The organism is Streptomyces sp. NPDC127106, from assembly GCF_042677605.1.
Taxonomy (GTDB): Bacteria; Actinomycetota; Actinomycetes; order Streptomycetales; family Streptomycetaceae; genus Streptomyces.
Genome location: NZ_JBHXTC010000013.1, coordinates 46,604 through 60,127, shown reverse-complemented (window position 1 = coordinate 60,127; position 13,524 = coordinate 46,604). Strand labels below are relative to the sequence as shown.

General features: G+C 70.7%; 15 protein-coding genes and 2 pseudogenes. 8 read left to right on the top strand and 9 right to left on the bottom strand.

Going from position 1 to position 13,524, the window contains the following annotated elements:
• Positions 1-232 precede the first annotated feature (232 nt).
• The 4 genes and pseudogenes from ACFVGY_RS14460 to ACFVGY_RS14445 all read left to right on the top strand — a co-directional run bounded on the left by ACFVGY_RS14460 (position 233) and on the right by ACFVGY_RS14445 (position 4,224).
• Positions 233-796 carry an ATP-binding cassette domain-containing protein gene (locus ACFVGY_RS14460; RefSeq protein WP_385676116.1) on the top strand — a complete coding sequence of 188 codons (564 nt, stop codon included), beginning with the start codon at positions 233-235 and terminating at the stop codon, positions 794-796.
• Between the two features lie 16 nt (positions 797-812).
• Positions 813-1,631 (top strand): annotated as a pseudogene (locus ACFVGY_RS14455) (metal ABC transporter permease).
• A gap of 101 nt (positions 1,632-1,732) precedes the next feature.
• A complete protein-coding gene (locus ACFVGY_RS14450) occupies positions 1,733-2,032 on the top strand; it encodes a DUF1490 family protein (protein WP_385676113.1) in 300 nt (99 codons plus the stop codon).
• Between the two features lie 2 nt (positions 2,033-2,034).
• Complete coding sequence (locus ACFVGY_RS14445) at positions 2,035-4,224, top strand: heavy metal translocating P-type ATPase (RefSeq protein WP_385676111.1); 2,190 nt, start codon at positions 2,035-2,037, stop codon at positions 4,222-4,224.
• Positions 4,225-4,305: 81 nt separating this feature from the next.
• On the opposite strand, the pseudogene ACFVGY_RS14440 reads toward ACFVGY_RS14445, so the two are convergent.
• From ACFVGY_RS14440 to ACFVGY_RS14425, 4 genes and pseudogenes are all read right to left on the bottom strand, one after another.
• A pseudogene (locus tag ACFVGY_RS14440) lies at positions 4,306-4,508 on the bottom strand (ATP-binding protein); the annotation flags it as partial.
• A gap of 141 nt (positions 4,509-4,649) precedes the next feature.
• Positions 4,650-5,996, bottom strand: coding sequence for a hypothetical protein (locus ACFVGY_RS14435; protein WP_385676108.1), 1,347 nt, complete (start codon positions 5,994-5,996; stop codon positions 4,650-4,652).
• Positions 5,972-6,166, bottom strand: a complete 195-nt coding sequence (locus tag ACFVGY_RS14430; RefSeq protein ID WP_385676105.1) for a Dickkopf N-terminal cysteine-rich domain-containing protein — start codon at positions 6,164-6,166, stop codon at positions 5,972-5,974. Before ACFVGY_RS14430 ends, ACFVGY_RS14435 begins: the two co-directional genes overlap by 25 nt.
• Positions 6,167-6,877: 711 nt before the next feature.
• A complete protein-coding gene (locus ACFVGY_RS14425; protein WP_385676102.1) occupies positions 6,878-7,534 on the bottom strand; it encodes an HSP18 transcriptional regulator in 657 nt (218 codons plus the stop codon).
• Between the two features lie 128 nt (positions 7,535-7,662).
• Between ACFVGY_RS14425 and ACFVGY_RS14420 the strand changes: the two genes are divergently transcribed.
• From ACFVGY_RS14420 to ACFVGY_RS14410, 3 genes are all read left to right on the top strand, one after another.
• The gene (locus ACFVGY_RS14420; RefSeq protein ID WP_385676099.1) at positions 7,663-8,097 is read left to right on the top strand and encodes an Hsp20/alpha crystallin family protein; all 435 of its coding nucleotides are present in this window, start codon (positions 7,663-7,665) and stop codon (positions 8,095-8,097) included.
• Between the two features lie 97 nt (positions 8,098-8,194).
• Positions 8,195-8,590 (top strand): DUF2267 domain-containing protein, encoded by a 396-nt coding sequence (locus tag ACFVGY_RS14415; RefSeq protein WP_385676096.1) that lies wholly within the window; start codon positions 8,195-8,197, stop codon positions 8,588-8,590.
• A 45-nt stretch (positions 8,591-8,635) separates the two neighbouring features.
• Positions 8,636-9,079, top strand: coding sequence for a DUF2267 domain-containing protein (locus ACFVGY_RS14410; RefSeq protein WP_385676094.1), 444 nt, complete (start codon positions 8,636-8,638; stop codon positions 9,077-9,079).
• Positions 9,080-9,432: 353 nt separating this feature from the next.
• On the opposite strand, the gene ACFVGY_RS14405 is transcribed toward ACFVGY_RS14410, so the two are convergent.
• From ACFVGY_RS14405 to ACFVGY_RS14395, 3 genes are all read right to left on the bottom strand, one after another.
• Positions 9,433-9,690 carry a hypothetical protein gene (locus ACFVGY_RS14405; protein WP_385676091.1) on the bottom strand — a complete coding sequence of 86 codons (258 nt, stop codon included), beginning with the start codon at positions 9,688-9,690 and terminating at the stop codon, positions 9,433-9,435.
• The gene (locus tag ACFVGY_RS14400) at positions 9,690-10,379 is read right to left on the bottom strand and encodes a winged helix-turn-helix domain-containing protein (RefSeq protein WP_385676088.1); all 690 of its coding nucleotides are present in this window, start codon (positions 10,377-10,379) and stop codon (positions 9,690-9,692) included. The genes ACFVGY_RS14405 and ACFVGY_RS14400 overlap by 1 nt, the downstream gene beginning before the upstream one ends.
• A 148-nt stretch (positions 10,380-10,527) precedes the next feature.
• Entirely contained in the window at positions 10,528-11,370 is an 843-nt protein-coding gene (locus tag ACFVGY_RS14395) for a hypothetical protein (RefSeq protein WP_385676086.1), read from the bottom strand.
• Between the two features lie 5 nt (positions 11,371-11,375).
• On the opposite strand from ACFVGY_RS14395, the gene ACFVGY_RS14390 reads away from it, so the two are divergent.
• The gene (locus tag ACFVGY_RS14390; protein WP_385676084.1) at positions 11,376-11,537 is read left to right on the top strand and encodes a hypothetical protein; all 162 of its coding nucleotides are present in this window, start codon (positions 11,376-11,378) and stop codon (positions 11,535-11,537) included.
• Positions 11,538-11,586: 49 nt separating this feature from the next.
• Here ACFVGY_RS14390 and ACFVGY_RS14385 read toward each other — a convergent pair whose 3' ends face one another.
• Positions 11,587-11,844 (bottom strand): hypothetical protein, encoded by a 258-nt coding sequence (locus ACFVGY_RS14385; protein ID WP_385676082.1) that lies wholly within the window; start codon positions 11,842-11,844, stop codon positions 11,587-11,589.
• 529 nt (positions 11,845-12,373) lie between these two features.
• Entirely contained in the window at positions 12,374-13,270 is an 897-nt protein-coding gene (locus ACFVGY_RS14380) for a hypothetical protein (RefSeq protein WP_385676079.1), read from the bottom strand.
• Between the last annotated feature and the right edge of the window lie 254 nt (positions 13,271-13,524).

Below are 13,524 nucleotides of genomic sequence, written 5' to 3'. Positions count from 1 at the left end.
TCACCACCCCCACCACTTGGGGGCCCGGCGGGGGCGGGGGGGGGGGGGGCCCGGGGGCGGGGGGGGCGGGGGGGCCCCCCCCCGGCGCCCCCCCCGGGGGGGGGGCCCCCCGCCGCCGTCCGGGGCGGCTTGCCCAGGTCCCCTTTGGGCTTGCCCGCCTCCCCGGAACACGCAGGTGCGGCAGTGCCTGCCGGGGAGCCTCCGGGCAGAGCGTGCCAAGGCGGGGTGGGCGTTGAGGTTCACGATCGAGACCGAATCCGATTCATACGAGGACGCGCTGCGTACCGTGCGCGCGGCCTACGGGAAGCCACAGCCCGAGCACAAGTCCTGCCCGCCCACACGATGCTCCGGGCCCGGGATCTCGTCCGGCTCGGGGTGGACGGGCATCGGTGGGGTGCATCGGTGGGGGCTGCCGCTCGCGCCCGGCCCGGTCCGCCGCCGAGTGGACGAGATCCTGGAGTCCGTCGGGGCAACGGCCTATGGGGACGTCCCCGTCGGGAGGCTGTCGAGCGGCGAGCAGCAGCGGCTCCGTATCGCGCAGGCGCTGGCCAGCGACCCGCGAATCCTGCTCTGCGATGAGCCGCTGCTCTCTCTCGACCTGCAGCACCAGCGCATCGTCACCACGCTGGTGGACCGGCGGCGCCGCTCCGCCGGTACCGCCGTGGTTTTCGTGCTGTACCTGGCCCCGGGCGGGTTCCGGATAGGACCGCCGGACGAGGTGATGACCACCGCCGCCCTGCCGGATCTCTACGGGACGCCGACGCGGCCACCGTTCACCATCACGCCAACGGGGTGAACGGAGGCGAACAGCCGTGACGGGACGCCTGCCCTGCGCCAACGGGGAAGACGGCGGCCTCTGGCAGCAGATCTTCACCTCCGCCGACTACGGCGACCTGCTGGCCCTCGCCCACAACTCGCTGCTGGCCGGAGTCCTGCTGGGCCTGGTGGGCGGGCTGGTCGGGGTGTTCGTCATCATGCGCGACCTGCCGTTCGCGGTGCACGGGATCAGTGAGCCGGGTCCATCGTGGGGTCCCTGGTGGCAGCGGCCGCGATCGGAATCCTGGGTGTTTGTGTCCGTGTCCGTGTGCGTGCCCGTGACCGGAACTCGGTCATCGGCATCATCATGCCGTTCGGGCTCGGCCTGGGTGTGCTCTTCCTGTCCCTCTACAAGGGACGGGCCGCCAACAAGTCCGGATCCTCACCGGCCAGATCATCGCCGTCGACACCCCGCAGATGGCGTGGCTCGTCGGCACGTCCGCGGTGGTGCTGATCGCTCTCGCGGCCGTCTGGCCGCCGCTGACCTTCGCCACTGGTCCTCGGGCTGGCGGTCGCCCTGTGCGTACAGATCGTCGGTGCCCTGCTGGTGCTGGCGCTCCTGGTCACGCCGGCGGCAGCCGCCGCCCGGATCACGGCTTCCCCGGTGCTGCTGCCGGTGCTGAGCGTCGCCTTCGCCCTGGTGCCGATGAAGGGCGGGATCCTGCTCGCCCTCGGAAGCACCGTCCCTCAGCCCCTACGTCACCACCCTCGCGTTCCTGATCCACCTCGGCTGCCGGCTGACCGGCTCCCGGCGTGCCGCCAAGGCGACCCGGACCGAACTCCCGGCCGGGCCGCGACCCCCTACGCGGGTCTGAGGAAGGCGCCGAAGCCCCAAGTCGACCACGTGAACCAGCCGGGGTCACACTGGAAGGGAGGTCCCGTCGCGCCTGACCGGCGCAGACGGAAGGAGCTGTTGATGCATCCCCTCGCAATCCTCAGCGCCGCTACCGGCAAGCTGGCCCACTACGCGGTGTCCGGCGTAGTGGGCGCGCTGATCATCAAGAACCTTCCGGCCGCCAAGCCTGCCGCCCGCAAGGCGCTCATCAGCGGCCTGGCAGGCGGGATCGTCGCCAGCCGATGGCTGGCCGAGGCCACCGAGGAGGCCCGCCTCAAGGCCGGTGACATGCTGGCCGAGGCCCGCTCTTCCCTCGGCGAGGAGGTGCCACCGCCCTCCGCGGTCAAGGTCGAGAACCACGATCACGGACACGAGCACTGATCATGACGGCGACCGTGCTGGTGCGCTCCGTGGCCTCGGGCCGGGCGCGCCTGACCGTGCCGTGGCTGCGTGACCGCCCCGGCTGTGCAGGACTCGTCGACGACCGCCTCACCGGGATCAGCGGCTTCCGCGCCCTGCGGATCTTCCCACGCACCGGCAGTGTCGTGATCTGGGTCGCACCGGAGCAGCTGGACGTCGACCGCCTGGTCACAGCCCTGGAGGAAGCCCCGCCAGCCGCCGTGGTGGCGGCCAAGCCCTCCCGTTCCCTGCCCGACTCCTCTACCGGGGAGGTCGCCCGTCTGGTGGTCGGCGGAGCCGTCCTAGCCCTCGTAGCCCTGCGCCGCCTACTCGGCCGGCCCCGGCTCACCCTCGGCTCCTCGGGCGTCCTCGGAGCCATCACGATCTTCACCGGTCTGCCCTTCTTCCGCGGCGCCCTACGCACCCTGCGCGGCCGCAGCAGCCCCGGAACGGACACCCTGGTCACCGCCGCCACCGTCATCTCGCTCGTGCTGCGCGAGAACGTGGTCGCCCTGACCGTCCTGTGGCTGCTGAACATCGGCGAATTCCTGCAGACCCTCACCCTGCGCCGCACCCGCCGCGCCATCGAGGACCTGCTCACCATCGGCGAGGAGCGGGTCTGGCTCGTGCGCGAGGGAGTGGAGGTCGAGGTGGCGCTGGAGGACCTGGAGCCCGGCGACGTGGTCGCCGTGTACGAACACCACCGCATCCCCGTCGACGGGCACGTGCTCTCGGGCGAGGCGCTGGTGGACCAGGCGGCCGTCACCGGCGAGGCCCTGCCCGTCTACGCCCGCGAAGGCGCCCACGTCTACGCCGGCACCATCGTCACCTCCGGATCGCTCACCGTCCGCGCGGACTCCGTCGGCGGGGACACCACGGTCGGCCGGATCATCAGCCGGGTCGAGGAGGCCCAGTCGGACCGGGCCCCGATCCAAACCGTGGCCACCCGCTTCACCAGACGCTTCGTCCCGGTCTCCTTCGCGCTGGCCGGTCTGACGTACCTGGTCACGCGGGATGCCCGCCGGGCGATGACCATGCTGCTGATCGCCTGCCCGTGCGCCGCCGGGCTGGCCACACCCACCGCCATCAGCGCCGCCATCGGCAACGGCGCCCGCCGCGGCACCCTCATCAAGGGCGGAACCCACCTGGAGGGCATCGGCCGGGTCACCGCCGTGGTCTTCGACAAGACCGGCACGCTCACCTTCGGCAAGCCCCTGGTCACCAGCGTCGTCACCCTCAGCGAGGACGTCACGGCCGACGAGGTGCTCAGCCTGGCCGCCTCTGGCGAACTCCACGCCCGCCACCCGCTCGCCCAGGCCATCGTGGCCCGCACCGAGGAACAGCACCTGCACATCCCCATCCACCAGGCGTGCGAGGTCGTCCTCGGCATGGGCATGCGCGCGGAACTCGACGGCACCCAGCTGCTCGTCGGCAGCCCCGCCCTGCTGCGCCAGCACGGCGTCGGACTGACCGAGGAGGCCCAGGGCTGGACCGACCGCCTGCGGGCCGGCGGCGAAACCGTCATCTGCCTCGCCCACGACCAGGACCTGATCGGCATGCTCGGCGTGTCCGACGCCGTACGGGCCGGAGCCGAAACCGTCGTCCAACAGCTGCGCGGCCTCGGCGTGTCCCGCCTCATCCTCCTCACGGGCGACGCGCCGGAAACCGCCCAGGTCGTCGCCGACGCCCTGGGCATCACCGAAGTGCACGCGCACGCCCTGCCGGAAGCCAAACTCCAGCTGATCCGCGACCTCCAGACCGAAGGCCACACCGTCGCCATGGTCGGCGACGGCACCAACGACGCACCCGCGCTCGCCCTCGCCGACGTCGGCATCACCATGGGCGAACACTCCTCCCACGTCGCCCTCGAAACCGCCGACATCGCCCTCGCAGGCAACGACCTGCGCCAGGTCGCCGCCGTCGTCGAACTCAGCCGCCACACCCTGCGCGTCGTACGTCAGAACTACGGCCTCGCCATCGGCGTCAACCTGCTCGGCCTGGTAGCCGGCGCCGGCGGCTCCATGAACCCCGTCCTCGCGGCCCTCCTCCACAACACCAGCAGCATCGCGGTCGTCGGCAACTCGGCCCGCCTGGTCAACCACACCCCGCACCTGCCGCGCGTCGGCGACGCGATACTCCGGCGGGCACCAATGGAGGAACACCGGGTCCGTTGACGCCCGGCCCCGCACCAGACTGCCAAGGAGCGGATCGGGGACGGCCGTCCAGCCGTCTCAAGCAACGAGAACTCCTCGTCTGAGCTTCGACAGCCGCAGGCCCTGGCGGAAGCGGCGGTCGTCGCGGACTGCGAGTTCTTCGGACAGGAAGAGGTCGATGAAGTCGAGGTAGCCCGTCGTGGCCTCGTCGGCCCGCTGAGCCTACTGAGTCGGGGCCTCGGCCAGGTGGGGCAGGCCCAGCTTGGCAGCGTGCTGCGGATGCGGGTGGAGACTAGCTCGCTCAAGACGATTCCATGCCGGATTGCCGGTTCCGGCAGACGGTCTTGGCCGCATTCCTGCCGGTGTCGCACTGCGCCTTGCCCGCGCCGTAGTGGTGGCTCTTGCCTTTCGTGGACCCACTCGGTCATGCGCAGGCCGTGCGAGCGTCAGACTGTGTGCGACGCCGCAAGGAGGTGGGAGAGGGCCTCGGGCCATGTACCAGCGTGCACTGGCAGGGCGCCGATCGCAGTTGCCAGCGAACTCACGGCGTCGGCGCGAACAGGGCGACGAATCCAGTTGACGACTTCTGCGAGCAACTGCGGTCGTGTCAGGACTCCTCCGGCCTGCGGCAGGTGCGTCAGGATGCCGCTGACGGGGATGCCCGCGCGCGGGCCGAGGGGGGAGCCGGTCAAGAGCGGCTGCTGCCCGTTCGACGGACGCAATGTGGCATACGGCCGTGGGCAGATGCGCCAACCTGCGCGCTCCAAGCGTGTGGAGTGCGTGACAAGATCCGTCATCCAATTCCGGGGCAGTAAGACCGCGTGTCCTGCCCGGTGTAGAGCCGTGGCGCACAAGAGTGTCATCTCACCGTATCCGGAAGTGCCGTATCCGGTGAGTACATCGGCAAGGGTGTGTTGCAACGCGGCTGAGGTTCGCGTTCGGGCGAGCAGTTCGCCGCCCCGGTAGAGCAGAAACAGCGAGCCCGGCCGCTCCGCGGTGAGAGTGACGGGAGCGTAGACACCGCGCAGCCCCTCGCCCGTCGCCGAGCGAACCGCATCCAACACGTCGGCGCCACGGACGGCTACGCCGACGGTGTGGCCGTTGTCGGCGGTTGCCGCCACCAGGGTGTCCACACCTTCACCAGCAACCTTGAGGGAACAGGTAGTGGGGGCCTCGACCACCGTGGCCGTGGCGTCTCCACCACTCAGCTGGACCAGTTCGGCGCTGACCTCGGGATATCCCACCACAGTCCGGGACGGATGATCGAGTGTAAGGAGTGCGCCGCTGGGGGTGCCGAGCCGTGACAACAGCTGGCCGACCCCGGTGAGCTGCTCCCGGACCCGACGGGTGAGGGGCAAGCCCAAGACGTCGCCTTGCGCGCCGTTCACCAAGAGGACGGAAGCATCCAGACCGGAGATCACGGATGTGTTCGCAGCCAGGTCCGCAGAAAGCTGGGCGCAGAATCCGCATTCCGTAGCCATGGCCACTACCAGGACCGGATGCGGCACCGCGATCCGGTCAGCCCGCGCCCTGATGGCCGCGAGTACAGGGTCGGGAATGGGAGGGGCGCTGCCGTCGGGACTGACGAGCCCGGCAGCGCGCCACTTGTCCACGCACCGGCGGTACGCGAGATCCTCCTCGGCAGTCGGCCGCTGGCCGCGCAGCCAGCCGAGGGCCACTGGATTGACGAAGGCTGCCACGGGCCGGGCCGTGTCCAACAGGACGCCACCACTGCGGAGTTCGGTTAATACGACCCCGGTGGGCACCTTCATTTCTGAGTGCAGCGGAACCATGAACAGATCATGCCCGGGCAGCACTCGGAATCGAGCCAGCAGGCTCCTCCCGCGTCCACGCAGGCCGTCGGGGCGAGGAAGACCTCCGTGAACTGCCGTTCGAAGTCTGCGATCGTCTCAGCCTCGATCTGATGAGTCGTGAGGTCGTCCGTGAACGTCACCATCACCATGCGCCTTCCACTACGAGGAACTACAGACCGTCGCCTTCTGTTGACGAACGCGCAAGCCGCCTGGTCCGCGGAAACCTGCATCTGGGCACAGGCGCAGACGCTGAACGCCAACTCCAGCCTGCAGTTGGCCGGTTGCTCAGCATAGTGGATCGTCTCGCGCTCATGGGATGGAATGGATCTGTTCGCACTGGGCCTTTCCGTGGCCCATGCTGCCCTTCGGTGGCACCTGTGCATCGGACACCTTTGGGCTCGGTCAGATGTTCACGGCTCGCCTACGGTGACGACTTCACAGCACACCGCCCGCAGGACCCAGGTCCCCTCCGAGGCCGTCAGTTCGGCGGCCGCCCCGCCCGTGCCGTCCGGCAGCAACATCACCGGCTTGGCGTCGGCGAGCGGCCCGGGCGGAGGGGAGGGACAGGCAGGCCGGAAGCGTCCGTTCGGTGACCGTCGGCCCGGTCGCGCGGACGGTGAACGGTACATCCGCCACAGCGGGTTCGGGCACCTCGATGCCGACGGCGGTGTCCCCATCGAGCATCTGGCGGGCGGGCCTGCTGCGCGGATCCCTCCGAGCTGATGCCGCAGGGACTCGGCACCGGCCATGCCGGCGTGGCGTTCGCCGCTCCACAGCGCGTCGTCCTCGCGCTCCAGCGCCCAGGAGGCCGTGGCGGATCCACCGGGTGCCGTGCCGTCGCCGCTCCAGTCCCGGGTGGGTCACGTGCTGCGCTGGTCGTGGGTGTCCTGCCGGAGCTGGTTGGTGTGCCGGGTCATGGCGTCGATGTCTTCGGCAAGTGCGGCGTCCTCGGGCCTCAGGTGGGGCCGGGTGTCGCTCAGGGGACGCACGAGGCGGGCGGCGTCGTTGTCGCCGAGGGCTGCGTTCAGGTCCTCGACGGCACTCCGGGCGCTGGCGGGCAGGCCGGTGAGGGCAGTGATCTGGCCGGCGAGGCGACGCAGGTCGGCCGCATTGTCGCGGGCCCAGGCGGTCACGGTGCGGTCGGCGGCGCGCATGTCGCGAGTGGCCTGCACGCGCTGCTCGCCCGTGGTCCCGGCCGCGCCCGGGCGCAGGCGCAGGTAGCGGCGTTCGGCGGCCTGGCGGCTGGCGACTCCGAGGGGACCGGCGAGATCGGCCCAGCTGGCTCCTTGTCCGCGGGCGGTTTCGATCAGGCCGCTCTCCCAGCCGGCGAGTTGCTCGCGGACCTCGCGCAGCATCAGGAGCGCGGCCAGAGCCGGGTGCGGGCCGGCCTGCGGCGCGGCCGCCGGCGTCCCCGCGGCGGGGTGCTGGGCGTCCTGGACGGCCTGGGTGATGGTCTCCAGCGCCGCGGCGGCGGCGAGGAAGGTGACGGGCGGGGTCGGCTGGGGGGCCTCGGTCATGAGGGTCTCCGTGATCTGTCATCCTCCAGATGACGTCTTGCTTGTCATCGCTTCGATGACATGTTACAACGGGAGCACGTTGAAGCGCATTGGCAGTTCCTGCCCGAACCAACTGGAGGTGTTTCGCGATGTTGATGCGCACTGACCCGTTCCGCGAGATGGACCGGATCATTCAGCAGCTGTCCGGCGCGTCGGGCACGTGGTCGAAGCCGTCCGTGATGCCGATGGACGCCTACCGCGACGGCGACGTGTACGTGATCGCCTTCGACCTCCCCGGCGTGAGCACTGAGGCGATCGAGATCGACGTCGAGCGGAACATGCTCACCGTCAAGGCTGAGCGCCGGCCCACGGGCAAGTCCGACGGTGTGCAGATGGAGCTCTCCGAGCGGCCGCTGGGTGTCTTCTCCCGCCAGGTCGTGCTGGCCGACACCCTCGACACCGAGCACATCGAAGCCGACTACGACGCGGGTGTCCTGACCCTGCGCATCCCGATCGCCGAGCGCGCCAAGCCCCGCAAGATCGCCATCGCCAGTGGGTCCGGCCGCAAGCAGATCTCCGGCTGAACAGGCCACACCAGCCGCGGAGGACGGGACCGATTCCCTCCGGCACCCGTCCTCCGTACCCCCGTCGACGCCTCCCCACCGCCTTGGAGGTGACGTGATGCCGATGCGCCAGGAGGCGTTCTTGGACCACATCCAGGAACGCGGCGAGTACCCAACGCGGGAGGAAGCCGCACGGGTGGCCCGCGTCGTCCTGGCCCTGCTGGGCGCACACCTGGTCGGCACCGTGCGCGCCCAGCTCGCTGCCCGCCTCCCCGAGACCTACGCCCTGATCCTCCTCAACCCGTTGCAGGCCGCCGAACCGCTCTCCCCCGAACGCTTCGTCCGCGCGACCGCGGCCTGGATCGAAGGCGCCACCGAGAAGACAGCCCTGTGGGACGTCGGCGCCGTCCTGTCCACGGTCGCCGCCGCAGCAGGAGACGCCCTCCTGAGCGAGGTCCTGCTCCAGCTCCCGCCCGGCTTCGACCTCCTCTTCGGCCACCCCCAGCCCACCTGACCGTCCGCCCGAGCGCCGGGCCCTTCACGAGAAAGCCGCAGCACCATGTACGACCAGCCTCGACCGGACCAGGCCCGTCCCGCCATGACGTTCGAGCAGATGCTGGAACGCGTGCGCTACGAAGGCGCCTACCCCACCCGCGAACGCGCCGAGGCAGCCGTCCGCACCGTTCTCGCCGCCCTCGGCCGGCAGCTCGTCGGAGACGAACGCGTCGACCTCGCCCGCTGCCTGCCCGTCGAGGCCGCCCTCGTCCTGACCGCCCAGATCCCCGACACCGAACACCTCACCGGCTGGGGCTTCATCAAGGACCTGGCCGCCCGCACCGGCGCCACCCCCGCCATCGCCCGCTGGGACACCGGAGCAGTCCTTTCCGTCGTCTCACGCCTGGCAGGCCCCGGCCTCCTCGCCCGGATCCTGCGCCACCTCCCCGGCGGCTACGCCCTCCTCTTCGGCCAGGCAGAGCTGCGCCAGCTCCAGAAGGTCGCCTGACCTGGCCCATGGGCAGGCGGCCCGGGAGCGGCCTGCGTACGGTCCCGTTTCGGCGAGCTGGTCGTGGGTCATGCTGGAGCGTCCTTTGACGCCCGCCTTGGTGGCCTTCTCCAACGGCTCGGCCTTGGTCAGCGACCGCAGCGAAGAAGCGCCCGAGCTCCCCGTGCGCTTCTTCGCGGCTGGCTTCTTCCCGCGCCCCGTGGTGGTGGAGGCGCTGGCCTTCTCACCGGGTCCTTCGGGCTGCGGGCCCGCTCGACGCTCGCGCGCAGGACCTCCACGGGGTCGACGACACCGGTGGGCCGGGCGGGCCGGCTCGGCCTTCTCCACGCTCTCGCCGGCGGCCTTGGCCTCGATCAGGGCCTTGACCTTCTCCTGGAAGGGTCGTGGAAGGTGTCGTGGAAGGCTTGCGGGTCCCAGTCGGTGGTGAGGGCGTCGATGAGCTGGTGGGCCATCTTCACCTCGGCCGCGGTCGGCTCCGCATTGTCCGGCAGGTCGGGGACCTCGGTGTGGAGGTCGCGGATCTCGTCGGCCCAGTGCAGGGTGTGCAGGTTGTGCAGGGTCAGCAGGTCGTCCTCGGGCTTCAGGGCGATGAGGTACTCGCGCCCGCGCATCACGAAGGTCCCGGCGCGATGTCGTCGAGGTCGACTTCGTCGCCGGTGCGCTCGTTGACGCGCCGGTTGCGGATCCGGTCCGCGGTGCCGCGCTGGAGCTGGTGGAAGCGGATCGTGTGGCTGTCGGTCGCGGTGCACAGCGCGACCGGAGGTGAGACCAGGCCGAAGGAGACGGCTCCGGTCCGGTCCTCCAGACCGGGCTGGCCATGTTGATCACACCTTGACCTGCGTCGTCGTGCCGTCTGGCCATCTACGCTGCCCGTCGCCTGATCGCCCCTGCCGGGCAGGCCGCGGCGTGGGGAGCCCCAGCAGGACCGGCCCGTCGGCTGCCGCCGAGTCGATGTGGCCGATCTTGGATCCGGCGCCGGCGAGGCTGACGCGGAGCCCTCCGGTCTCGCCGTGCCAGCCTTCGCGCTCGGCACCGGCGATCCGGTCGAGGAGGTTGTGCGGATCTCCACGAGCCGGCCGCACTGGGCGGGGTCGGGGCGTAGGAGGGAGCAGCGGACGCAGGCGTGCTCGTGGATGCAGGCGGTGCCGTAGGCGCGGGCGCAGGTGCCGCGGGAGACCTTGCGGCGCTCCTTGGCGCGGCGGGTTGGCACCTGGCAGGACCAGCCGTTGCGGACCAAGAGCTTGCGCACGCCCTGGATCGTGTAGGTCCGGTGGAAACGCCGGCCGATCACCGTCTTCACACGGCTCAGAGTCCGGCGTCGCTCCTCCCAGCCGTACGCGGCCGGCCCCTTGGCCAGCTCTGCCTCGAACTGTGCGAACTGCTTCTGACTCGGTCGCGGCAGCGCCGCAGGTCCCTGCGGCCACAGAGCTCTGGGCCTCGATGATCCGCTACTGGATGACCTCGTAGATCTCCTTGTAGCCGGATGTCGCGTAGCTGTTCAACGTGTTGATCAGCGACAACGCGTTCTCGTCCGGATTCTCGAAGAACCCTCGCTCCATGGTGAAGTACTGGTCGAGGCTGTCGAATTCCCATTGGCAGACGACCGTGTCCATGGGGCCGGCGTAGTCGACGTAGATGCGCCGGTTCGTGTATCCGGCTTCTTCAAACACCGCGGTGAGGGTCTTGAACGCCGCCACGATCTCCGGCGCTTTCCCTCGTTCGGCTCTCAACACCTCGCGCATCATGTACACGACGCGATCGCCTTTCGTTGCGGGAGACGAATGAATTCCATGGACGGGGTTGCTACCGCAGCGGAGGAGGGCCGATACGGCTGCCGTCGCCATGGTGGCAGTCACACTGCTGAGTGGCCCGTACGCCACGCGCGTCGCCATCTTCGTGATGCGTGGCCGCGGGTACCTCGTCGCTCTGAAGGCGGAGAAAGGGCTGCTGGCCGTGGACACGCTGCACCGGTCGGACGAGATCCGCGACCCGCACCAGGGAGTCCCCGACCTGCCGGGCAGGACGGAGCCGACCGCGGCCGAGGTGAAGATGGCCCACCAGCTCATCGACGCCCTCAGCACCGACGGGAGCCCGGACGACTTCCACGACACCTTCCAGGAGAAGGTCAAGGCGCTCATCGACGCCGAGGGCGCGGGCGAGACGGTGGAGAAGGCGGAGCCGGCCGCCCAGCCACCGGCGTGGTCGACCTCATGGAGGTCCTGCGCGCGAACGTCGCGCGGGCCCCGCAATCCCAAGGACACCGGCGAGAAGGGCAGCGCCTCCCAGGCCACCGGGCGTGCGCACCGGGACTTCGGCGGCCGTGTCGCTACGGTCGCCGACCAAGGCCGAGTTGTACGAGAAGGCCCCCAAGGCCGGCATCAAAGGGCGTACCCACATGACCCACGAGCAGCTCGCCGATGCCCTCGCACACCCCGGACGGGGCGGGCGCAAGGTCTGACCCGCCCGTGGCCGTACGTTGCTGCGCGGCGCGCGGCGCGCGGTCGCGGTCAGGCCACCGTGACGCGCAGGACGTACGGCTCGCCCGCGCTGATCGCCTCTGCCTGCTCTCGCAGGTCCGCGTCCGTGAAGCCGAGCAGTGCCTCGTCGGCGGCCCGGCGGAGAAGCGGGAGGATCTCGGCGACGGGCCGGCCGCGACGCGCTTCGGCTAGCTCGGCGAAGGCCCGCTGGTAGGGGGCTCCGTACGTGCTCGCGCTGTCGGCCAGCAGCCGGTCAAGGTGCTGCCTGTCGACGCTGATCTCGCCCATGGCCTGCTCCTCACGTCTTCGGCGGTCCCGGTCCGGACCCTCGCCTTCGACGCTACGCGGCGGGTCTGACATCGGCCCCGGCCGGGCGCGGGGGCGCGTTCCGGCTGATGAGGTCCTCCTCAACGCGAGTGCACAAGTCCAGGGCTCCGGCACCGGGAGGCCTTCTGCGAACGGCAGCAGGGCCAGGTCCGTCTCACGGGCGCCGGGCCGGAGGTGCTGCCCTTGCCGCGGCCCAGGCCTCGGCCGGGGGATGTTGCCCGGCAGCAGGCGGTGGCTCCGCCAGACCTCCAGGTTCTTCTCGGTCAGGCGAACCCGTGCCGGTGCGCGTGGCCGAGCAGCTGCTGATCGGCCACGCTCGGGGTGTCGGTGGACATGCAGGGGAAGGTACCGGCGCCGTTCGCGGTCGTGGCCGGGCTGTCACCTCATCCGGTGGCTCCTCCTGGAATGGCAGCCACATGGCAACCCGACGGCGTACCGGCGGCGGCTGGTCGTACCTGCGGTCTGCAATCTTCCTCGTGCGAAGGACCGTTTATGCGAGATCAGACCGTCCATGAACGGCCGGGAACGTTCCCGCCGCGGTGAACGCGTGGGTGATCGGCGCGATGAGCGAGGCGAAGCGGCGGGCACCCGCGGTGCCGATCGGGGCCCATAGCGCGGCGCAGTGCTCGTCCGTTTCCACTTCGATGCGCTCGCGTGCCGCACTGCCAGCGTCGGTTACCCCGCCGTGGGAGTCGAGCCAGCCGCGCGCGACGAGGCGTGCCGTCGCTGCGCTCCACTCCTCGTCGTCCCACTGACGGGTCGCTCGCGCGAGAGGTCTCGGGAGGCGGCCGGTTGCGGTGTGCAGGACGAGGCAGTCGCACGGCCCGAGGCCGTTGTCGGCGAGTACGACGAGATGGGCGTCGCCGCGCCACTCGCGCGCCACCGTGATCTGCTGCCACAGTGCGACAAGAGGATCGGATGGAAGCGCGACCGAGGCGTTCGCGGCTGCCAGCACCTTGCCGGCGTAGTCGGCACCGGCGACGACCGGGTCGATCAGCAAGCGCGCCTCGGCAAGGTGGTCGTCCGTGAGATGTACGTTGACGCGCCGCATCGCCCGACCGGCGGCCAGGAAACGGGCGGCCTGCCACCGCTCAGGCGGCGCGGCGTCCCACACGCCCGCCATGGCCCGCACTGCCCGCGGGCTGAAGTTGTAGAAGGCCGCGAGCGTGACCTGCCACGGAACCGCGCCCATCGCGGCCGACCGGAAGGCCAGATACGCCGGTCCGGGGTCGGTCACGCCGAACCCGGCGGCCTCCTCCGTGCTCTCGGGGGCAAGGTAGACGAACAGGTGGGCGGCGCTGACGGCGCGGCTGACGTCACGGACGGCGTTCAGGTCCATCGGGCCGTCGCCGAGGAGGGCGGAGTCGGGAAGGTCGTCGAGGTGCATGGCGGTGGTGTCTCCGGGGAGTCGATGTCGAGGGCGTGCACCACGATGAAGCAACGGTGCGGGCCGTGTCCGGCCGGCGGGCGGCGCCGATGTAGTGGGCCGCGCGGGCGTCGTTGGCAACCGGTGGGCACCCTCGGGCAGTTGTGAGCCGGTGCCGTCAGGCGGTCTGACGGCACAGCTCTTGGTGCCGTCCGGGGCGCCGCTCCAGGACAGCTGCGGGGATATGCCCTTCCCGCCAGGCAGGCCGGAGGAGT